Genomic DNA, 22039 nt, shown 5'->3' with positions numbered 1-22039 from the left:
AGGTGTTGCTGATATTTTTGATTAAACTAAAAGTAATTAAAGTAAAAAGTACACTGTAATGGAAAAACATCAACAACTATTAATTGCCTTAAGGAAAGTCATCCGGGCAATAGATTTGCATTCAAAACATCTTAGCAAGACCTCTGGATTAACAAGCCCACAATTATTAATTATGCTAGAAATAGATAAAGCGTCTGGCGTTAATTCAAGTCAAGTCGCTAAAAGTGTTAACTTGAGTGCAGCTACTGTTACCAATATTTTAGATAGGTTAGAAAATAAAGGTCTTATATCAAGAGTACGTAATACGCAAGACAAACGAAAAGTCAGTTTATATTTAACAGAAGATGGTAAAGCACTTTTGCTCAATGCGCCTCAAGCACTGCAAGAGCATTTCATTGAGAATTTTGCTAACTTGGCGCAATGGGAGCAATCACAACTGCTTTCTTCCATGGAAAGACTCGCCGGAATGATGGACGCAAATGAAATAGATGCAGCACCATTATTAGAATTAAATGCGATGAGTGCCAGCAGTATTAGTAAAGCTGACACCCCTAATAAGTAAAAATAGCTCAGGTTATCCTGAGCTATTTATCGTTAACGTAACAAATGTAAAAAATGCAAATGCTTGTGGTATTGATCAATAATATTATTGATCACTGCCGTTTTCGACCAACCCATAATGTCATAGTCTTGCCCGCCTTCGCCCAAGTGAACTTCAGCACGATAGTAACTTTGCTCATCTTCAGCTTCATTGGCTTCAATAACATAGTCAGGTTGAGAGTACTTACGAGCTAACACCCGATACACAAACTCTTGTGCTTCGCCATGGTCCACAATTAACGTTAATCCATTGTCATGTAAAATCTGAACATTGATTTGATTTGCTTGCAGCTCTTTAGCGACAGAATCAAATGCTGGAACAACTGTCTGCTTAACAAACTTACTGACATTAGTTTTATTTGGGAAATCAACAACGTTCTTTAGTCGTATTTGCCAACTATCACTATTGTCATTACTCGAGTGGGGTAGCCCTGTTATTAACTGACTATCCTGCTTAAAAGCCTCGACCCTTAACGATTTAATCAAACCAGCAATAGCGAGTAATAATACGAGAGTAAAGGGTAACGCACTGGCAATAGTCATGGTTTGAAGTGCATTCAGTCCCCCTGCCAACAGCAATATCGCCGCCACTATACCAATACCAACCGCCCAATAAACACGTTGCCACAACGGTGTATCATTCTTGCCATGCGAGCAAAGCATATCAACCACCATAGCTCCAGAATCACAAGAGGTGACAAAAAATATTATAATCATCAGCACACTAAAAAATGAAAGCACTGAAGATAGTGGGAAGTTTTCAAGAAAAACAAAAAGTGCGACTGATGAGTCTTTACTCACCATTTCACCTAACCCAACGATCCCTTGGTTATAAACTAAATCAATGGCACTATTACCAAAAATAGTCATCCAAAACAAAGTAAATACCGTCGGTATTAGCATAACCCCTATAATGAATTCTCTGATCGTACGGCCACGAGAAATTCGGGCAATAAATAAACCAACAAAAGGAGCCCAAGCCAGCCACCAGCCCCAGTAAAATATCGTCCAACCACCTATCCAATCTGTCTTTTTATAAGCAAATAAATTAAAGGTGTTATGCACAATATCAGCCAAATAGTCGCCAATATTTTGTAAATAAGCTTGTAATAAAAACACTGTTGGACCGAGCACAAAAATTAACAGCAACAAAATAACAGCTAAAATCATATTTGTTTCAGAGAGTATTTTAATACCCTTATCTAACCCCGTAGCAACTGATATAACCGCCAGTGAAGTAATACCGCACATAATGATGATTTGATTAGTAAGCGATACCTCAATACCGAACAAGTAACTAAAGCCAGCGTTAACCTGTGATGCCCCTAAACCAAGAGAGGTAGCGACACCAAAAACGGTACTGACGACAGCAAAAACATCAACCAAATGCCCTGGCCATTGGTAAATTCTGTCACCAATTAAAGGATATAGAGCAGACCGTAAAGTTAGGGGTAAATTGTGTCGATAACTAAAATACGCTAATACTAGGGCAACAATGGCATAAATAGCCCACGCATGAAGTCCCCAATGAAAAAACGTCATTTTCATTGCTTCTTGAACGGCTGCAACCGTACCGGTTTCAGCCGTTGGTGGCGACAAATAGTGCATTAGGGGTTCTGCTACACCAAAGAACATCAAGCCAATGCCCATTCCTGCAGCAAAGAGCATAGAAAGCCAAGAAACTAACGAATAATCAGGTGTTGAATGATCAGGGCCTAAACGAATATCACCGTAGCGAGATACTCCTAAAAAAATAACAAAAAAGAAGATAAAAGCAACCGTTAGCACATAGAACCAGCTGCCATTTTCAATGATGCTCGCTTGAATAAGTGTAAATAAACTTTGCGCTTGTTTAGGCAGCGTAGCCGTATAAAGTAACAGCGCAATTATAATAGCTGAAGCACTACCAAATACCTTTTTATTTAATTGACTCTTGACCGATGTAGGCAAATTATTCCCCTGGATTTAATTCGTATTGATATTATATATACTTAAGAGATTCAGTATACAACATAACTAATTCACAAGAGAAATAAACACCCTTATGGACAAAAAACCTGTCTGTGAAGATACAAGCATTTGTAAAAATTATCTATAAGTCCTATTTTTTGTTAAGCTATGCAAGAATAAATTTAGTTCGAACTCTAATAATATCAACTCAAAACATAATTAACCTACTAAGGGATAATCAATATGAAATTCACTAAGTTGCATTATGCGGTCTTAACGGCCATAGCAGCATCAGGCTCTCTCTATGCCGAAGAAGTAAAAGAAAAAGCAAAAGCAAAGATAGAAGTCATTGAAGTTACTGCAACTAAACGCACTGAATCCATTCAAGATGTTCCTGTTACCGTCACCGCATTAACCGGTGATAGTTTAGAGAAACTTGGTGTGTCAAATTTTGATGAGTATGTAGAATTTCTACCCAATGTTGTTTTTCAGGGCACTGGCCCTGGACAAAATGAAATATATATTCGTGGTGCAGCTACTGCGCAAACTAATATTTCTGTTTCGTCAGTGCAAGCTTTACAGCCCTCTGTTGCTTTTTATTTAGATGAACAGCCGGTATCAATGCAAGGTCGTAATTTAGATGTTTACGCGACCGATGTTGAACGTATAGAAGTTTTGCCTGGGCCACAAGGTACGCTTTTTGGTGCCAGTTCTCAATCAGGTACCGTGCGTTTAATCACTAAAAAGCCAACCCACGATGGTTTTTCTGCCGGTTTTGATACCAGCCTAAGCTCAACTAAAGGTGGGGATATAAGTAATTCTGTTGAAGCTTATTTCAATATGTCTTTAACTGACTCTCTTGCGGTACGTGTTGCTACTTATAATGACTTCCAAGGCGGTTGGATAGATAATATACGCAATGTTCCCGGTCAAGGTGGCTATAACGGTAGTGCGGTAGTTATTGATAGAATTTCTGCTGATTTTGCTAAATTAGCAGATCCTGAAAATACGCCTGTAACTGCGCCACAAAACGATGCTTTAGTCGAAGACGATTTTAACACCGCCAACTATGCGGGTGCACGTTTTGGTGTCTCTTACTTGATTAATGACGAATGGAACCTTTTAGTGCAGCACACTCAGCAGTCGCTTGATACTGAAGGTGTGTTTTCTTATGATCCAAACCTTGAAGGCCAGACATCAACAAATCGATTTGTACCAGAAAATAACAATGATGATTTTGGTTTAACTACGTGGACATTAGAAGGACGCCTTGAACAACTTGATATTGTTTATACCGGTGGTTATCTAGACAGAGACATTAATTCAACGATTGATTACACCGGTTATACCAATGGTGGTCAATTCTCTGCTTATTATGTTTGTAACTATGCAAGTACACCTGAAGCACAAGAGTGTCTTGACCCAACTAAGTATTACAAAGAACAAACCGACACCTCTCGTACCACCCACGAACTTCGATTCAATACTCCGGCTGACAATGCCTGGCGTGTAACGGCTGGTGTTTTTTATGATACGCAAGAAGTATCATCAGTGGGTCAATTTAAAATAGCCAATACCGAACTTTTTTCTGATTTAAAAAGAACACTTGTTGGTAGTGAAGGTATTAACAGTAATGGTGGACCTTTCCCTGCTGAAGTGAGCTTTGTTAATGATGTTACCCACACGATAGATCAAGTCGCGGTATTTGGTCAGTTTGCTTATGACATAACCGACACCGTTACCGCAAGCTTTGGTGCGCGTTGGTATCAAATTGATGATATTTATAAAGGGTCTACAACAACCGCTGATGTTAGTGGTCGATTACGCGCCTTTGGTGATGGTAGTCCAGAAGCCTTTACAGAAGAGTTATTTGGAAGTGATGCTCTAGCGATACAAGAGTCGATTGCTAACGGTGAACTCGACACTAGCTTACTTGATAGTGACGGTACGCTAACAGTAGATGATACCATTATCAAAGCCTCTGTTGATTGGAAAGTAACTGACGATGTAATGGTCTTTGCTTCGTATTCAGAAGGTTTTAGACCGCCGGTGACTAACCGTGTAGGTGGTGGTGCTGCTGCTAACCAAGAAGGCGCTTTTGAAGGTTTCCGCATACCCGTATACTCAACGACAGATAGTTTAGATAACGTTGAAGTTGGTTTTAAATCTACCTTGTTTGACCAATCATTGCGTTTTAATGCGACAGCTTATTATTCAAAAATATCTGATCTACAAACCTCACGCTATGACCCAACCAATATCAGCTTCTTAGTATTTACTGATAACGTAGGTGATGCTGAAATCAAAGGTATTGATGGTGACTTTAGTTGGGTTGTTACTGACAACTTGGTTATTTCTGGCGCATTTAGCATAATTGATACTGAGTTAACATCGGTTAATGATGTACTTGATGGTATTGCACCAAGTGTGGGTAGTAGATTACCTTATTCAGCTAAATTTTCAGGTAACCTACAAGCACAATATTACTATAATATTTCTGGTGATCTAACGGGTTATATTAACGGTTCAATCAGTTATACCGGTGAAAGACTCGCGGGTATGGCAATGGACGCTTATATGGTCGAAGATGCGACTAATTTAGTTTATGGCACAGGCTCAGGTTTAAGTATTCAAAAAGAAGCTGATGTTTATAAAGGTGTTAACTATCAAGACAGTAACGGGGAAACCTTTGCGGGTGGTCGTTACATCCAAGATAGTTACATTTTAGCCAACTTAAGCTTTGGTGTGACTAACGACGAATGGAAAGCAGAATTGTTTATCGATAATTTAACCGATAAAAATGCTATTCTATACGTTGATACTCAACAATATACGCCAAAAGTTGTTTCTAACAGACCTCGTACCATTGGCTTTAGATTCTCGTATGATTTTTATTAAGTGTTAACTCAACACTAGCATCTAAATAAAAACCTAATAAAGCCGCTTGAACTTTGTATCAAGCGGTTTTTTATTGGTAAAGTACCCTATCAAAACAATATCACTTGTTAACCTGTCTTGGAGCAAAGCCGTTGAACAAAACACCCCTTACCCCAATTGAAACACAATTAAAGTCGATTCAACACTTGATCCAAACGGCAAAATTTAACGATGCGATTGCACAATGTAAAACACTACAACAAGTCACTGAACAACACCATCACATTGAATTATGGTATTTAATGGCGATTGCCCAGCGCTATACCAAAGCGCTTACTCAGGCATTAAGTAGTATAAGTACGTTACTTGAACTTGATGATTCACACAGCCGTGCAAATCAAGAACAAGGTTATATCCATCTTGCCTTAAACAATACTAAGCAAGCTAAATTATCCTTTGAAAAAGCCGTGCAACTTAATCCAAGTTTAGTGGGAAGCTGGCATGAGTTGATTCAACTTTACCGACAAAACGGTCAACAAGAACAAGTACAAAAGGCAGCTAACCATCTCGAAAGATTAAAAAAACTGCCACCGGCTTTATTGGCAGTTACAGAGTTAATGTATGAAGGGAAATTATTAAAAGCTGAGCAAATTTGTCGACATTTTTTACAAAACAATAAACGTCATGTCGATGGCATGTGCCTACTTGCTGAAATAGGTATGGAACTTAAAGTTTATGACGATGCTGAATTTTTACTAGCGAGCGCACTTGAGTTAGCCCCTAATCATATTCATGCTCGCTCTCAATATCTCAACCTCCTTATCCGTTTAGGTAAATATAAAGCCGCAGAGCAACAGGTTGAAACGTTACTCGTTGAACAATCTGAGAATCTTAGTTATAAAGTCGCCAAGGCCAACACCTTAATGGGCTTAGGTAAAATAGAACAAGCCATTACTTTATTTGAACAAGCCATCGCACAGGATGACAAAATTCCTGGTTTCTATTTACAACTCGGTCATGCACTTAAAGCACAAGGCGATATCAAAAAAGCGGTCACGGCTTACCAAAAAGCTTATCAATTAAACCCCAGCTACGGTGATGCATTTTGGAGTTTAGCCAATACTAAAACCTACCGTTTTAGTGATGATGAAATCGCCAGCATGCAATTTCAGCGAGCAGATATAACTTTAGCGTTAGCGGATAAAGTTCAACTACACTTTGCTACAGGTAAAGCCTTTGAAGATAGAGAAGACTATCAACAAGCCTTTCAGGCTTATCAACAAGGCAATGAATTACAACATACCAACAGTGGTTTTGACATCAGAAAAATAGAGCAGCAAGTCGCTGAACAAATAAAATACTGCACAACCGAATTATTTGAAAATCGCGGTAATTTAGGACTCAAATCACCTGATCCTATCTTTATCGTCGGTTTGCCAAGAGCAGGATCAACACTACTTGAGCAAATACTGGCCTCACATAGCCAAGTTGATGGCACCATGGAACTACACAATATTTTAGGTTTAGCTTCAAGATTGCGAGGGCGTGAAAATAATAAAGATAATCTGCAAGATAATAAAGAAAGCCAATACCCCAAAAATTTAGCTGAAATAAACTCAGGTTATTTCAAGCGCTTTGGGCAACAGTTTATCGATGAAACACGTGTATACCGTGAGCAAGCACCACTTTTTATTGACAAAATGCCTAACAACTTTTTACACATAGGTTTGATTAAATTAATACTGCCAAACGCGAAAATTATTGACGCAAGACGCCAACCAATGGCTTGCTGCTTTAGTGGTTTTAAGCAATTATTTGCCGAAGGACAAGATTTTAGTTACAACCTTGAAGACATTGGACGTTATTACCAAGCTTATTTAAAATTAATGGCCCATTGGGACCAGGTATTACCTGACTTCGTATTAACCGTTAATCATGAAGATGTGGTTGATGACTTAGAAAAGCAGGTCAGAAGAATACTTGATTTTTGTGGCTTACCCTTCGAACAGTCATGTATTGATTTTCATAAAACCAAGCGCACCATTAAAACTCCAAGTTCTGAGCAAGTTCGTCAACCCATCTATAAAAGCGCTACCGAACAATGGCGATACTTTGAGCCCTACCTAGGCCCGTTAAAAAAAGTATTAAACATTAACTAAACTGATTGTTCATAAAGTCGTTATTTTTTACCGAGGTTTGTATCTACTTGCTTTAACATTCATTATGGAATCAGTGACCAATAAAATAAAATGGTTATGCAAACTTAAAGGTTAAACAAGAGTATAAGTTGTTTAACCTCGGTTAATAAGTGAAAAATTGAGAGTTCTCAACTAATCTATTAACTGTTAGAATCAATAAGTGAATAGCCCCATTAAATCAGCAAAATAAGGAACGTTTTTGCGAGAGCAATCTAAAATAAGTCGTGTTAATGACAAAGAACTCCAACAATCTAATGTCATTTCATTATTTGCATTGGTGGGTATGTCTATTACTGCCCTCATGGGATTTATTGGCTTATTGAACAAAAATTTTGCTTTAGCCATCTCTTTATTTTTCGCGAGTTTTATTTATTTTATTGGTTATTACGCCTATAAAAAATTTAATAATTTAAGATTAAGTTCCGCAATTGTTCTCTATTCACTTTATATATTAATGTTTTATCTTGTATACACCGGTGGTGTTGAAAACACAGGACCTTTATGGATATTTATTGTTGCACCTGTTTCAGTATTCGTTCATGGGTTAAAACGTGGGCTCATTGATATTGCATTTTTTGTCGCTACTACCAGTATTATTATGTTTATACCCACAGACCTAATTGCCCATGCTGCCTACAGTACTGAATTTAAATTACGTTTATTATACTCTTTTTTAACTGTGACTTTTCTTTCTGCTTTGTATGAGCATTCCAGAGAAAATTCTTATAAACAAGTATTAGAGCTCAGCGAAAAATATCAAAAACTCGCACATTTAGACCCCTTGACTCAGTTATCTAATCGTCGTGATGCCCTCTATATTTTGAAACGAGAACAAGCGCGTATCATGCGTACTAAAGAGCCATTATCTATAATATTATGTGATGTCGATTATTTTAAGAAAGTAAATGACCAGTTCGGGCACAATGCTGGTGATGCCGTATTAATAGAGCTTGGAGAAATATTCACTGATAGTATCAGAGAGCAAGATTGTGTTGCTCGTTGGGGTGGTGAAGAGTTTTTATTTATTCTGCCTCAAACTGAAGCCAAAAGTGCCAACATTTTTGCAGAAAAAATCCAAGAAAAATTGCACAGTCATTTAGTCAGTTATCAAAATAACAAAATCAATGTCAAAGTCAGTATGGGAATAGAGCAATTCAAGGATAATCAAACCATAGATGAAGCCATCAACAATGCTGACAAGCATCTCTATCAAGCAAAAAACTTGGGCAGAAATCAAATATTTCCAAAGTTTTAACCCTCAGGCCTTTTGGCGACCCCATGACTTTCTTATAGTAATCAGCAATAGTTACACATAATTCCCAAACTAAAGCCTTTTTTACGCTTATCTCTAGAGCAACCTACCCTTGGTCGTAAATATTTGATTGTTTACCGATTTTACTTTTGTGTAATACAAAATATAAGGCTAATCTATGATCACACAAAAATAGGATAGCACTTATGACACAGTCAATAATTATCAACGGAAAAGAGCATGCAATTGATGTAGATGGCAATATGCCATTACTTTGGTTTCTTCGCGACCATCTAGAGTTCACTGGTACCAAATTTGGCTGTGGTAGTGGCTTGTGTGGCGCTTGTACGGTTCATGTTAACGGACAAGCTATTCGCTCATGCATTACTCCCGTTAGTACATTAGTTGACAAAAAAATAACCACCATTGAAGGGCTATCTGAAAACGGAGATCATCCTCTACAAAAAGCCTGGTTGAATAACAATGTTCCCCAATGTGGATATTGCCAAGCCGGCCAAATAATGAATGCTGCGAGCTTATTAGCGGTTAACGCAGCACCAAGCAGTGAAGAAATTGACACGGCAATGCAAGGTAATATCTGTCGTTGTGGCACCTATCAACGTATTAAAAAAGCTATTGTTGAAGCCGCTGACACGTTAAGTAAGGAGGTTTAGTATGACTATTTCTAATGTAAGTCGTCGTGATTTTTTAAAAACTGCCGGTCTAGCGACCAGTGGGTTAGTGATCAGCGTAGCTTTACCGATGAATGCTTTAGCCGAAAAAGGCATTATGAAAGAGAGTGCTGAAGAGATTAACGCTTTTATTCAGATTGCTGATAATGGCGATACTATTATCTATTGTGGACGATGTGAAATGGGACAAGGCATAAGTACCGCTTTGCCTTCTGCCGTAGCTGATGAAATGGAAGCCGACTGGCAGCGTGTTACGGTTAAGCAAGGCGACGCCGACGAAAAATATGGCCCTCAAGCCACAGGGGGATCAGCAAGTATCCGCGTAATGTTCCAACCTATGCGTGAGGCAGGCGCTACAGCAAAAGCAATGTTAATAGCCGCTGCGGCAAAAGTCTGGAAAACCTCCCCTGATAACTGTTTTGCACAAGCGCATTTTGTTATCAATAAAACCAACCAACAAAAATTAGGTTACGGTGAACTAGCGAGCATTGCTGCTAATATGCCTGTTCCTGAAAAGCCTACACTGAAAAAGAAAGCTGACTTTAAATATATTGGCACAGCACTCCCTCGACATGATCAAGATGAGGTGGTTGTTGGCAAACGTATTTATGGTGTCGACACTAAACTACCCGGTTTAAAATATGCGGCCATTGTTCATTGTCCTGTTTTAGGCGGTGCACTAAAAAGTCTTGATAAAACAGCAGCACTTAAAATGAAAGGTGTTAGCGACGTTGTCGAAATTCCACGTTTTGATATTCCCTTTGGCTCCATTGGTGGTGTCGCGGTAGTTGCTAATAATAGCTGGACAGCACAACAAGCGGTAAAGCAGTTAAAAATAGAATGGAGTTTAGGCGAAAATGCTATTTACGATACTAAAGAATATAAGCAGCAACTTGTCAAAAATGTTGAAAAGCCCGCAACCTTAGCATCAGAACGTGGTGATATTGAAAAAGCGTTTAGCGCAGCAAAACATAAAATGTCAGCAACTTATACCGGCGGCCACCTTTCACATGCACCGATGGAGCCTAATGCCAGTGTTGTATGGGTACAAAAAGATTCGTGTGAAGTGTGGGCATCAACACAAAGTCCGGCAGATATTCAAAAAGTTTTAGGGCAATACCTCGAACGTGATCCAAAAGATATCATTGTTCATGTGGCAATGGCAGGTGGCGCTTTTGGCCGTAAGTTTAAGTGTGATTATGTACATGAAGCCGCGGTTATTTCACAAAAAACGGGCAGCCCTATTCAACTTACGTGGACACGTGAAGAAGATATGCGTACCGGTTATTATCACTCGATAAACGCTCAACACATTGAAGCTTCAATGGACGAGAATGGAAACGTTACTGGCTGGTTGCACCGTGCGGCGTTCCCTTCAATATCAACGTTATTTGATCCCTCTCTCGTTAGAACACCAGCGAATAGTTTGGATGATATTACCAATCATTTATTTGGTGTCGAAAACTGCCGCGTTGAGTCTGGCGATGCGAAAGCACACACACGTATTGGTTGGTATCGTGCGGTTTACGCTATTTTCTATGGCTTTGCTTTTAGCACTTTTGCCGATGAACTGGCTTATAAAGCTGGTAAAGATCCGTTATCTTTTGTCAATCAACTGCTTGACAACAATAAGAACAAAGAACAAACAGCACAAGTCAAACGAGCAAAAGATATTTTGGCCATTGCTGCTGATAAGTCAGGTTGGAAAAATCGTGATAAATTACCCGAAGGACAAGGTATTGGTTTAGCTGTACATTATAGCTTTCAAAGCTTTGTGGCTATGGCTGTGCATGTTGAAGTTAACGGAGACGATATTAAAGTATTGAATGTAGACTGCGCCATAGATTGTGGGCAAGTCCTTAACCTTGATGGCGCGACAGCACAAATGGAAGGTGCGGTTGTAATGGGCATGTCGTTAGCATTAAGTACTGAAATCACCTTTAGAGGTGGCGCGGTTGTTAACTCTAATTTTCATGACTATCCAGTTATGCGTATTACCGACATGCCAAATGTTCGCGTTCATATACCTGACTCAGATGAAAGTCCAACAGGATTAGGCGAACCAGGTGTAGCTCCTTTTGCTCCAGCACTAAGTAATGCCGTGTTTGCCGCTTCAGGTAAGCGCTATAGAGATTTACCTTTTAAACCCATGTCAGTGTAAAGCATCAATGAGAGCTGTAGTTTTAATAACGCTAGGTTGTTGTAATCGTATTGATCAGCAGCATACATTGCTCATTAGGAGATTTTCCCTATGAGCAATCATTTGTCGCACATATTGGCACAATGGTACCCAAACCGTGATAACGCTGATTGGGTGCTAGCGACCATTTACCAAACTGAAGGTCCTTGCTATCGAAAACCAGGCGCTATGATGTTGTTTAGTAGTCAAGGTCATCAGTTAGGTATGCTAAGTGGCGGATGTTTAGAGTCAGACATTGGCGTAAATGCGCGAAAGGTGATGCAAACAGGTAAACCAATGTTAGTTTGTTACGATGGTTCAGATGAAGATGATTTATCATTTCATCTTGGCATTGGCTGCGGCGGCACTATTTATATTATGTTGCAGCAGATAAGTGTTCATAATAACTACTTGTCATTAACTCAAGCATACGAGGCGCTTCAGCATCGTATTTCAGGCTATTTTTATCAAAGCATTGTGACTAAAGAAACGGATGGGCAAGCTTATTTCGAACCTGCAAAAGTAAGCGATATCGCTGAAAAAGCTTCACTCATTCTCTCACCATTAAGTAATAATAATGTTGATACTGACTGGTTAGCAACGCCGATTGTACCAGAGCCTCACCTGCTTGTTGTCGGCGGAGGTATTGATGCACGGCCTCTAGTAAATATGGCTGAACAATTAGGTTGGAAAGTGTCATTGTGGGATCCACGCCCTGCCAATGCTCGCAAAGAGTACTTTTCCAATGTAGATCATATTATAAAAGGCGGGGCTAATGTCCTTGCCACTTTTGTTGCAGAAAAAGATGTTAATGCTGCAATATTGATGAGCCATAATATCTCGATTGACGCACAAGCGTTAAAAGCTTTAGCACAAACCACTATTCAATATTTAGCTTTACTAGGCCCTGATAATAGAAAACAACAAGTTATCACCCAAGCAGAAATTAACGAGCAGTCTTTATCATTTAACTTCGCTGGGCCTGCCGGTCTTGAGATCGGTGGAACTTTGCCAGAGAGTATTGCACTTTCGATACTTGCTGAGTGCCATGCCAGTCTATTCAGTAAAAGAGCTCAATCAATTAGCGATGTACTAGAAAAAAAGGTACTAGAGCACAACCCCCTAGAAAAAAGTCACGATGAATAACCCAGAATATAATTTAAAAATCATTCTGCTAGCGGCGGGTAAAAGCCAGCGATTTAATGGCATCAAGTTATTAGCAAAAATACAACAGCAAGATACTTCTATCACGTTAATCGAGCATGCTTTACATCAAATATCTGGGGCGCTTAATACACTGAATATAAGCCAGAAAAACATTCGTGTTGCAACAGGCCTTTATCACTCACAGTTAAGCGCTTTGTTTAATGACCCCAATGTCTTAGACTATTGCGAAGATGCTCACTTGGGCTTAGGGCATACTATTGCACAGTCTGTTCGGCACATCCTCAATAATGATCAAAGTACGAGCCATATAATGATCGCGCTTGCTGATCAAGTTGCCTTAAGTGTCGACAACTATATCGCTTTAATCGAAGAGTCTGTAGTTTCACCAACTAAATTAGTTTGCGCGAAAGCAGGGCAAGAGTTAATGCCTCCCGCTATTTTTACCTCAGCTTATTTCTCTGAATTAACCCATTTAAAAGGTGATAAAGGTGCTAAGCCTCTTCTCCACAAAAATAAAGAAAACCTGAAAACAGTCAGTATTCCTCATGCCGAAAAAGATATAGACACGCGGCAAGATCTCGACAACTGGCATAATGATAAATAAACACCCTACTATTTAAAAAATAAGCCGTTAACCACACTAACAGGACAATTTATGCACGCTTTTATAAAAATAATATCCGCTGCGTTATTAACACTTACCGCATCCAGTCAGGCCAATGATCTTACTTTAATAACCGACCAAGGTTTTGAATTAAAAGCGAGTTACTACCAAAGTAATCAAACAAGTGATCGCGCGGTATTGTTACTACATCAATGTAATTACAACAGAACCATGTATAACGACATAGGGCAGCAATTAGCCGATAAAGGTATTCATGCTTTAAGTCTAGATTTCAGGGGATATGGTGAAAGCGCTAAGGGTGAATTCACGCCAGAAACATTTGAAGCCTTATCAAAAGAAGAACAAGGCGCCGCTTGGCAAAAATTGGTTGCATATTGGCCTAGCGATGTTCAACTCGCTTATGATCATTTGAAAAATAACATGTTAGACAAAGGCATAATCGGTATAGTTGGCGCAAGTTGCGGGGGTTATCAAGCCATTACTTTAGCGGAAAAAAATCCCATAAGTGTGATGGGATTTTTCTCATCAGGCCAATCCGAAGAAAACATAGCTCGTTATACAAAAACTTTAGCTAACAAACCGACGCTTATTATTGCTTCAGAAAAAGATATCAGTACATATGAGAGTGCACAAAAACTATTTAGCGCTTCGACAAGTATGGGTAGTAAGTTTATTGCTTACAAAGGCACCGCTCATGGTTACCCATTACTTGACAGTGATACCGAACTAGCCAGTTATATGGTGAGCTGGTTAGATAGCCACTTAGTCAAGTAGCTCAATAAGCACTAAACCTCTTGAATCTGCTCGCAGTAGGCTTGCTTATTCGAACATGTCGATAGGCGACTTTATTGACGGTTAGGCTCAAAATTATCATACCTAGGTAGTTTTTCATCAAGGTCTTCCCAGTTTGCTTTTGAGGTAATAAAGTTATGGGAGACAGGCCTTGCTGAAATATCAGAGTCTAGTATACCTAAACGAAGTCGCAGCCTTGTTGGGTCTTGATCATTTGAGCTAAAAACAGGTGATCCACAGCGAGTACAAAAATGCCGAACTCGCCCGGGTTTAAATGAGAAGGTCGTTAAACAATCATCACCTGAGGTGATCTCAAAGTCAGCGGTATTAATAAAACCATTGGTCGCATAAGCCGTACCACTATTTTTTCGACACAATGAACAATGACAGTGAATAATATCGCTTATTTCACCCGTAATTTTAATGCTTACCGCCCCACATAGACACTGCCCAAAATACATATAATTGACGACTCCGTTGTTTATTTTTAGCGCAAGTAATAACCACTCTAACGCTTGGTAATTGTGAAAAATCCCAGCCATTAAATTATGGCTATTATCATTGAGAAACAAGTGACAAGCAATATAGGTAAACGGTGTTAATAAAGCGGTACTCGTTGTGTTTTATTGATAGATAAAGAACATCGAGTAAAAAAGCACTTACTCTTAAGTTCTATTTAGATTAAAATTGCCCGCTTAAGCAGCAACTAACTGCACGTTTTATTGTTTAGGGTTTTCATGCGTTTTTCAAAATTAATACTACTTTTCATCTTCATTTCTGGTTGTGCAACGATCACTTATATTGAACTTGATGACCGTTATGGTTTTTCAAACCCAATTAATCGCGCCAATACTGCTGGTATAACACCACGACAAAGTGAGCTTTTCCATCAACAAGTGCGTCCAATTTTAGAGAATCGCTGTATTGTTTGTCATGGCTGTTACGACGCGCCTTGTCAATTAAAAATGGAATCGATAGCCGGTATTGAACGAGGAGCAAATAAAACCATCGTTTATGACGGAGCACGTTTACAAGCGATCCCTTTAACCAATATTCAAGGTAATCCTAAAACAATTGACCAATGGCGAAGCGATGAATTTTATCCCGTTTTAAATGAACGCCAGCAATCACCACAAGCAAACTTAGCCAGCAGTCTGATGTTTCAAATGTTGCAGCTAAAACGAAATAATCCATTACCTGATGACGTGATTTTATCTAAAGCATTTGATGTTAGCCTTAATCGCCAGCAGGAATGCCCAACCATAGATGAATTTAAACATTACCAAGAGAATAACCCTTTAGGTGGAATGCCTTACGCTTTACCAAACTTACCTGACCATGAATATCAACAATTAACACAATGGTTAGCTAAAGGCGCAAAAATGCCGACAGCCATTGCGCCAACCAAAACAGAACTTGTTATGGTTGAACAATGGGAGGCTTTTTTAAATGGTGACTCAAAAAAAGAACAACTTGTTGCCCGATATCTTTATGAACATTTATATCTAGCTAATTTATATTTTGATGCGACACAACAAAGCTTTTTTAATCTCGTTCGTTCAAAAACACCACCCACACAAGCCCTACAAACTATTACGACACGCCGTCCGTTTGAAGACCCTGAAGTTGACCGTGTTTATTATCGTTTACAGAAAAAACAAGCAACCGTTTTAGCCAAGCGACACATGCCCTATCGTTTTGATTCTGCCAAGCTCACTCGTTATAAAGCGTTATTTTTTGGCCAGGATTACACCGTAGATAAACTTCCAGGATACAAAATTAAAAACGCATCAAATCCATTTATTACCTTTCAAGCCTTGCCACTGGAATCTCGTTATCGCTTTTTGCTTGATGAAGCACAATTCTCAATTATGAATTTTATCAAAGGTCCTGTTTGTCGAGGTCAAATTGCTCTCAACGTTATTGAAGACCAATTCTGGGTAGCCTTTGAAAATCCAAATAACATTGATATGTTTGGTATCAACAAATTTTTAGTTGAACACAGCAAGTTATTACAATTTCCTGCAGCAACCAGCAGTAGCGTATTATCAATTTTAGATTGGCGTGAGTATGCAAGCCGACAAAAAGAATACGTTTCAGCAAAAAAAGCGTTTATAGAAAGCCTTGATCTTCGCTCAGCCAATATTGATCTGGATTTAATTTGGAGTGGTGATAATAACCCTAACGCTGCACTGACTATTTTTCGTCATTTTGACAGCGCCTCTGTCGTTAAGGGATTTGTCGGGCAGCCGCCCAAATCTGCTTGGGTTATTGGTTATCCATTACTTGAGCGCATACACTACTTATTAGTGGCAGGATTTGATGTTTATGGTGATGTCGGTCACCAATTAAAAACACGCTTATATATGGACTTTTTGCGAATGGAAGGCGAATCAGCCTTTTTGATGTTACTGCCAAAGAAAGTGCGAAAAGATACGCATAACCTATGGTATAGGGAAACAAATTCAGATGTTAATGACTATAATTTTTTGGCTAATTTCGCTGAACTGCCAGATTCTGGTATTAAATTTAAGACTCCTGAACCCCAGCAAGAGTTATATCAATTATTGAAAGATCACACCGCGACAACACACCTGAATAATTATCAATTAACTTCATCGGTTAATGACTATAAATTTAAACGATTGGAAAATTTAACGGGTGAAAGTGTCTCTCTGCTTCCAGAAGTTAGCTTTGTGGTGGTAAATGATGCAAACACAAGCCAAGTCTTTACCTTATTGAGAAATTCAGCTCACAGTAATGTTGCTCATTTGTTTTCAGAGAAGAAACGCCGATTATATAAAGAAGATACACTTACCGTAGCCAAAGGCGCTATTGGTACTTATCCAAAAGCATTTTTTAATATTCGCCCAGAAGAAGTTGCTGAATTTATCGTAGCTATTGAAAATATGAAAACAAAAAGTGATTACTTTGATTTAAAAACTCGTTATGCGGTGAGAAGAACGAATAAAGACTTTTGGAAATTTTCGGATAAATTACACCAACAACTCAAAAATGAGCAAGGTATTGAGTTTGGTTTGTTAGATTACAATCGTTTAGAAAATAAATAATTGTACTGAAAAAAAAGCAAAAAAAAGGCGTTTCTTGAAACCAAGAAACGCTTTATAAAAACATAACACTAAGGGAAATAAACTCTCGTATATTAAGAGCGCCACTTTTCCAATAAGTTCAAATTAATATCAATAATTTTATCTTTCTATTCTAAGGTAAACTCAAAAATAATTTCATCATCTGCTTCACGGTGTATTCCTGCCAGGTAATGTCAATTTGACCATACTTTTTTAGCTAGAATATCAGCTCACGACTTCTATTCTAGCGTACTGATGTTTAATACCTTACGGTGAAATACTATAAGCCAGCTTAACCAAGTCTGATTGTTCGCACTCATCGAACCAATAGAATATTTTGATTATTCCCAAAATATCTCTTTAAATCGTCAATAATGAAACAAACTTTTTAGGAGACACTAGTAAATCTCACAAAAACTTGATCACTTACTGTTCTAAATAGAAAAATATAGTATAGTTATTGAGCACTAATAGCTTTTTTATCTACCAAAGGGCTTATCTATTACAGGGAGCGGTTATGATGAATTCAAATATATTCTTAGTAAACTTACCAGAGCATGTCAGTAAAAGTTTGCTGCCAGCATTGGAGAGTGAGCTTTTAGGAAATATCCAATTCATCACGACTGATAATGTAACCCAACCACTAAATACCCCAATAAAAAACACCGATTATCTCATCTTTTATATTGAAAAAATCGATGAAGAAAGTATCGCTCAACTTGAATTAAAGCAAAATGTACCGACGTTATTAATCACCCATAATTTAAATTTTGAAATGGAAAGAACAGCCAAAGCGCACTTCATTGATATGGTTGTTAGTGAAAATAATAGCCAGCTAACGGCCCTTATTTATGGCTTTATCAGACAACACGATATTTATCGCTTTCAGCATGCGTTAGTCGTCGATGACTCCAGAGTCGATAGTCGCATTGTTGCCAACATATTAAGCAGCGAGTTTATTCGCAACGATATTGAGCTTAACAGCGAAAAAGTAATCGAGCGTTTAACGTTAACACCTTCTATAAATATGCTGATACTTGATTATGAAATGCCATGTAAAGATGGTTGCCAATTGATGCAGGAAATCAAAGAGACATTTTTAGAACGACCATTTATTTTTATTGGCCTAACCGGTAGTAGAAATGGTGCTATAAAATTCCTAACTAATGGTGCTGATGATGTATTTATTAAGCCTTTTGATAATGAACTCTTTACTTTAACCCTTAGAAAGCTGATTTTTAATGTCCACAAAATAAATAAAGACAAACGTACCTTAAGTGACTATAAAAAAATTGTTAATAACCTTTCTAAGGAAATATCTGATCCTATCTACGTTTTAACAACGGTTAATGATTGTTTATTAGACAAAAAAGTCAATAAAGAGCAATACAATACCTTTAAAGAACTCAGCCTGATGTGCAAAGAGAAGTTAACTCATACCTTTGATAGTCTATTAAGTTACTTTGCTGTTTCTAGTTACATGCAAAGTTCCGTATTAAAGTCATACTCATTACAATCGATGATATCAACACAGCTATATCTAGAATCAAGCCGAGATAAACTGCACAACATTATAGTGAATAAATCGCTTGACGAAGATATCAAAAATTTATCCGTTCCTGAGCAAATTGGTCAAGTTATAAACCAATTAACCCATGATGCCGTATTGCGCTCTCATAACGGAGGAGAACTTAACATAAGGCTTTATTCACAAAATGATGATATTGTTTTTGAAGTTGAGCATGCTTCACTTTCCTCTTCAAATACAGAAAAAACCAATACAACTTCTACCATAGTAGCCCTCCCTGAAAATTTACTCCAAGCTGAATCTTTAAATCAATTACTTTGTCAAAAAATCATCAATGAATACGACGGCTCTTTAGGCGTTCATCATAAAAGTGCTGGAGATGTACATTTTTTTAAAGTCCCTAAGAAATCATTTTTTTCAAGAAGTGCAAACTATTAATGTAGGCAATCTCTAAAATAGTTTGTTTTTTGTCATAATATCGTTAAAGTATAACACTTCCAATATAACTTAACATTTACGTAAGTATCGTTTAAAAACAATATGTAAGTCATTCGTGTGCAGTCAATGAATAGTAGTAAAGGTTTCACTTTAATTGAATTAGTTGTAGTCATCGTAATATTAGGCATATTGTCTGCGACGGCATTACCCAAATTTATTAACTTGTCAAAAGATGCAAAGATAGCAGTACTGACCCAACTTAGTGTGAGCGCAAAGGCGGCAAATCGTTTGATCTTTTTAAAGTCAAAAATGCCAAGCTATGTCACATTCCCTGTGACAGGCCGAGTTGATTTAGTCGACATAGATATAGATCGCAATGGCGTTATTGACCTCTCTGGTGTGGATTTAAGGTTATTACACTCTTACATTGATAATCATGAAATCTACAAACAAGTTGATGTTTCAGAGCAATTTAAACTCTCTGGTGGCAAGGTCTTTGAAGAACAAGGCGTAAACTTTGTCTATATTGGTTATGATGCTAATAGTAACAATCAAGTCAGTGACGACAACTGCTACTTTAGATATACCCAAGCACAATCTGAAACGATAGGTCCAAAATACGATGTTATTGATGATGGTTGCTAATCAAAGATGAATTGAAACGTCAGCAATATTTAGCAAGGTACTGCACTTCTCGTCAGCTTTTAACGTTACTTTCTTAATTCTTCCATATCTGCAATAAGTTCTGCTAACTTTTTAAATTGACGTCCGTAAACAATATTGAGATCCCAGCGATAAATAGCTTCTGCAGAGCGCGCAAAGATCAGCGTAACTATCACTACAGCAACAACCAAATAATAAGGTTGGCCTAAAATGATAATATCAGTTGGCAGCACCTCAACTAACAACGAAATCAACTTTCCACCAGCTTGACTGACAATCCCTTGTACCGCCATCCCTAAGAAAAACAGCGGATAAAAAACTTTGTAATAACCAGAATACGTTTCAATTGAACTTTCAAGCCAACAATTAAAATTCATAAGGTAATCATAACTACTTTGCCCCTTAGACAAATTAACCGATTTTTTAAGTTCCATTTTAGCAATGATGATCAATGGAATAAGTAAGCAGAATATATATATACCTAAAAATGGCGCCCCAATAAAGCTCATCATAATAAGCATAATTAAACTGCCAGCGATGACAGCCTTTATATTGATATCAAACATATCTTTGAATTTATCAACAATATTTTGTGATTTTCGGTTGTATAAATCATTAATTTTAGGGGCTGTTAAGCACGCCTCGTTAACAAATCCTTCTTTCCACATGGCTTCTATTGATTTTGTCATGGGTTAATCCTTCTGATTAATAAGTTTGTTGAGCCTGTCTTTTATTCTCTTAATGCGAACACCGATATTATTGGAATTACTGCCAATAATGTCGGCTATCTCCTTGTACGTTTTTTCTTCGAGATAAAGTAAAATAACGGCTCGGTCAGTTTCAGATAAATGCTTGATAGCGTTGTATAATTCGTTAATCTCATCATTAACAAAAGCTTTACTATCATCTATCGCTTCATCGGGTAAAGCGTCAGAAACAATCTGTTTGTCGCCATTTTTTCTTCGCTTGAGATAAGTTAGACACACATTGAGTGAGATACGATAAATCCATGTTGACCATTCACTGTCTTGATTGAAATTATCTTTACTACGCCAAATTTGAAAGCAAACCTCTTGATAGTAATCTTCAAAATCTTCTTGAGTGTTCGTGTAAGCTCGGCAAATTTTAATAATAATTCCAGCAAAGGGCAATATAGATAGCTGGTAAAAGTCACTTCCCATTAAAATCCTTTCTCTGTTGATTTGTTATACTTGGTTAGTGGTCCGGCGTAAGCATTTATTACACCTAAGCCCAAAATATTTTATTAGATGATTTATTAGTGCTTTAATTAGCTACAAGTACCCTACTGATAAAATAGGTTTTATATAAGTATGCTATTAAATAAATCATTAAGTAAGCAGTAGGAGCCGTTTAAAAAAGTCTGTCCGTGATGCCCTGGTTATTGAAGAGGCTATTATTTATATAAAAAGTAAGCGCTAATAATGAACGGCCTACCTCGCTTTAATTCTATCTATAACCGTTTCTACAATAACAACCAATCGTCAATTGGAAAAAAATCATCCGCTGCATTAATTAATGAATTAGCCGTCAAAGCAGACACCCCATAAACCTGTGTCTTAACACCATAACGCTCTTTAACTCTTTTAAGCAGCAAATCAAAATCGCCATCTCCCGATAATAAAATCACCGTGTCAACATGGTCGGCATGTTCCAGAACATCAATCGTAATTCCTACGTCCCAGTCACCTTTTGCTGAGCCGTCTCTGCGCTGAATAAAAGGCTTAAGCTTCACTTCAAAACCAATGTGTTTTAACGCTTTTTGAAATTTATGTTGAGCATCATCACTGCGTTGGATAGCATAGGCATTAGCAATGACAATATCGCCTTGTTCATTAATTTGTTGCCAAAATTTACGGTAGTTAAACTGCCTTTGAAAACTATCACGGGTGGTATAATAAATATTTTGTATATCGACAAAGATAGCTATTCTGTTAAGTTCTGTGATCATTTAAGTACTCGATGATGAAA

At 37.9% G+C, this 22039-nt stretch carries 17 protein-coding genes; 12 read left to right on the top strand and 5 right to left on the bottom strand.

All coding sequences use genetic code 11. The annotated features are described in order from the left end of the window. The first annotated feature begins 58 nt into the window (after nt 1–58). The gene (locus H4J39_RS15150) at nt 59–562 is read left to right on the top strand and encodes a MarR family winged helix-turn-helix transcriptional regulator (RefSeq protein WP_182229230.1); all 504 of its coding nucleotides are present in this window, start codon (nt 59–61) and stop codon (nt 560–562) included. A 32-nt stretch (nt 563–594) separates the two neighbouring features. Here the strand turns inward: H4J39_RS15150 and H4J39_RS15145 are convergent, their stop codons facing one another. Beyond that, entirely contained in the window at nt 595–2550 is a 1956-nt protein-coding gene (locus H4J39_RS15145) for a choline BCCT transporter BetT (protein ID WP_182229229.1), read from the bottom strand. Nucleotides 2551–2793: 243 nt separating this feature from the next. Between H4J39_RS15145 and H4J39_RS15140 the strand changes: the two genes are divergently transcribed. From H4J39_RS15140 to H4J39_RS15105, 8 genes are all read left to right on the top strand, one after another. Then, entirely contained in the window at nt 2794–5448 is a 2655-nt protein-coding gene (locus H4J39_RS15140; RefSeq protein ID WP_182229228.1) for a TonB-dependent receptor, read from the top strand. A gap of 131 nt (nt 5449–5579) precedes the next feature. Continuing rightward, the gene (locus H4J39_RS15135) at nt 5580–7586 is read left to right on the top strand and encodes a tetratricopeptide repeat-containing sulfotransferase family protein (protein ID WP_182229227.1); all 2007 of its coding nucleotides are present in this window, start codon (nt 5580–5582) and stop codon (nt 7584–7586) included. Between the two features lie 238 nt (nt 7587–7824). Further along, a complete protein-coding gene (locus H4J39_RS15130) occupies nt 7825–8880 on the top strand; it encodes a GGDEF domain-containing protein (protein ID WP_259368857.1) in 1056 nt (351 codons plus the stop codon). 203 nt (nt 8881–9083) lie between these two features. Then, nucleotides 9084–9551: a (2Fe-2S)-binding protein gene (locus tag H4J39_RS15125; RefSeq protein ID WP_182229226.1), complete on the top strand. Its 468-nt coding sequence runs from the start codon at nt 9084–9086 to the stop codon at nt 9549–9551. Between the two features lies 1 nt (nt 9552). Further along, entirely contained in the window at nt 9553–11730 is a 2178-nt protein-coding gene (locus H4J39_RS15120; RefSeq protein ID WP_182229225.1) for a xanthine dehydrogenase family protein molybdopterin-binding subunit, read from the top strand. Between the two features lie 90 nt (nt 11731–11820). Then, complete coding sequence (locus H4J39_RS15115) at nt 11821–12894, top strand: XdhC family protein (protein ID WP_182229224.1); 1074 nt, start codon at nt 11821–11823, stop codon at nt 12892–12894. Then, on the top strand, nt 12887–13519 hold the full coding sequence (locus H4J39_RS15110) for an NTP transferase domain-containing protein (protein ID WP_182229223.1): 633 nt from the start codon (nt 12887–12889) through the stop codon (nt 13517–13519). Before H4J39_RS15115 ends, H4J39_RS15110 begins: the two co-directional genes overlap by 8 nt. Nucleotides 13520–13570: 51 nt before the next feature. Then, a complete protein-coding gene (locus tag H4J39_RS15105) occupies nt 13571–14314 on the top strand; it encodes a S9 family peptidase (RefSeq protein ID WP_182229222.1) in 744 nt (247 codons plus the stop codon). A gap of 71 nt (nt 14315–14385) precedes the next feature. Here the strand turns inward: H4J39_RS15105 and H4J39_RS15100 are convergent, their stop codons facing one another. Continuing rightward, nucleotides 14386–14793 carry a GFA family protein gene (locus H4J39_RS15100; protein WP_182229352.1) on the bottom strand — a complete coding sequence of 136 codons (408 nt, stop codon included), beginning with the start codon at nt 14791–14793 and terminating at the stop codon, nt 14386–14388. Between the two features lie 276 nt (nt 14794–15069). Here H4J39_RS15100 and H4J39_RS15095 point away from each other — a divergent pair, with 276 nt between their 5' ends. The 3 genes from H4J39_RS15095 to H4J39_RS15085 all read left to right on the top strand — a co-directional run bounded on the left by H4J39_RS15095 (nt 15070) and on the right by H4J39_RS15085 (nt 20032). Next, nucleotides 15070–17403: a fatty acid cis/trans isomerase gene (locus H4J39_RS15095; RefSeq protein ID WP_182229221.1), complete on the top strand. Its 2334-nt coding sequence runs from the start codon at nt 15070–15072 to the stop codon at nt 17401–17403. 535 nt (nt 17404–17938) lie between these two features. Then, nucleotides 17939–19387 carry a response regulator gene (locus tag H4J39_RS15090; protein ID WP_182229220.1) on the top strand — a complete coding sequence of 483 codons (1449 nt, stop codon included), beginning with the start codon at nt 17939–17941 and terminating at the stop codon, nt 19385–19387. Between the two features lie 126 nt (nt 19388–19513). Beyond that, nucleotides 19514–20032, top strand: coding sequence for a type II secretion system protein (locus H4J39_RS15085; RefSeq protein WP_182229219.1), 519 nt, complete (start codon nt 19514–19516; stop codon nt 20030–20032). A gap of 65 nt (nt 20033–20097) precedes the next feature. Here H4J39_RS15085 and H4J39_RS15080 read toward each other — a convergent pair whose 3' ends face one another. The 3 genes from H4J39_RS15080 to H4J39_RS15070 form a co-directional block, all read right to left on the bottom strand. Beyond that, nucleotides 20098–20739, bottom strand: a complete 642-nt coding sequence (locus H4J39_RS15080; protein ID WP_182229218.1) for a hypothetical protein — start codon at nt 20737–20739, stop codon at nt 20098–20100. A gap of 3 nt (nt 20740–20742) precedes the next feature. Continuing rightward, complete coding sequence (locus H4J39_RS15075) at nt 20743–21231, bottom strand: RNA polymerase sigma factor (protein WP_182229217.1); 489 nt, start codon at nt 21229–21231, stop codon at nt 20743–20745. Nucleotides 21232–21533: 302 nt separating this feature from the next. Then, nucleotides 21534–22019: an NYN domain-containing protein gene (locus H4J39_RS15070; protein WP_182229216.1), complete on the bottom strand. Its 486-nt coding sequence runs from the start codon at nt 22017–22019 to the stop codon at nt 21534–21536. Nucleotides 22020–22039: the final 20 nt, after the last annotated feature.

The organism is Colwellia sp. Bg11-12 (assembly GCF_014076955.1).
Taxonomy (GTDB): domain Bacteria; phylum Pseudomonadota; class Gammaproteobacteria; order Enterobacterales; family Alteromonadaceae; genus Colwellia_A.
Note: the sequence above shows the minus strand (reverse complement) of the source record. Positions and strands in the feature narration are given on the sequence as shown.

Bases quoted from the DNA above. Each gene is read 5' to 3' on its own strand.
- H4J39_RS15150 (WP_182229230.1), top strand. From the start codon at position 59: ATGGAAAAACATCAACAACTATTAATTGCCTTAAGGAAAGTCATCCGG.
- H4J39_RS15105 (WP_182229222.1), top strand. From the start codon at position 13,571: ATGCACGCTTTTATAAAAATAATATCCGCTGCGTTATTAACACTTACC.
- H4J39_RS15085 (WP_182229219.1), top strand. From the start codon at position 19,514: ATGAATAGTAGTAAAGGTTTCACTTTAATTGAATTAGTTGTAGTCATC.
- H4J39_RS15100 (WP_182229352.1), bottom strand. From the start codon at position 14,793: ATGTATTTTGGGCAGTGTCTATGTGGGGCGGTAAGCATTAAAATTACG.
- H4J39_RS15075 (WP_182229217.1), bottom strand. From the start codon at position 21,231: ATGGGAAGTGACTTTTACCAGCTATCTATATTGCCCTTTGCTGGAATT.
- H4J39_RS15140 (WP_182229228.1), top strand. From the start codon at position 2,794: ATGAAATTCACTAAGTTGCATTATGCGGTCTTAACGGCCATAGCAGCA.
- H4J39_RS15120 (WP_182229225.1), top strand. From the start codon at position 9,553: ATGACTATTTCTAATGTAAGTCGTCGTGATTTTTTAAAAACTGCCGGT.
- H4J39_RS15070 (WP_182229216.1), bottom strand. From the start codon at position 22,019: ATGATCACAGAACTTAACAGAATAGCTATCTTTGTCGATATACAAAAT.
- H4J39_RS15110 (WP_182229223.1), top strand. From the start codon at position 12,887: ATGAATAACCCAGAATATAATTTAAAAATCATTCTGCTAGCGGCGGGT.
- H4J39_RS15095 (WP_182229221.1), top strand. From the start codon at position 15,070: ATGCGTTTTTCAAAATTAATACTACTTTTCATCTTCATTTCTGGTTGT.
- H4J39_RS15080 (WP_182229218.1), bottom strand. From the start codon at position 20,739: ATGACAAAATCAATAGAAGCCATGTGGAAAGAAGGATTTGTTAACGAG.
- H4J39_RS15125 (WP_182229226.1), top strand. From the start codon at position 9,084: ATGACACAGTCAATAATTATCAACGGAAAAGAGCATGCAATTGATGTA.
- H4J39_RS15090 (WP_182229220.1), top strand. From the start codon at position 17,939: ATGATGAATTCAAATATATTCTTAGTAAACTTACCAGAGCATGTCAGT.
- H4J39_RS15115 (WP_182229224.1), top strand. From the start codon at position 11,821: ATGAGCAATCATTTGTCGCACATATTGGCACAATGGTACCCAAACCGT.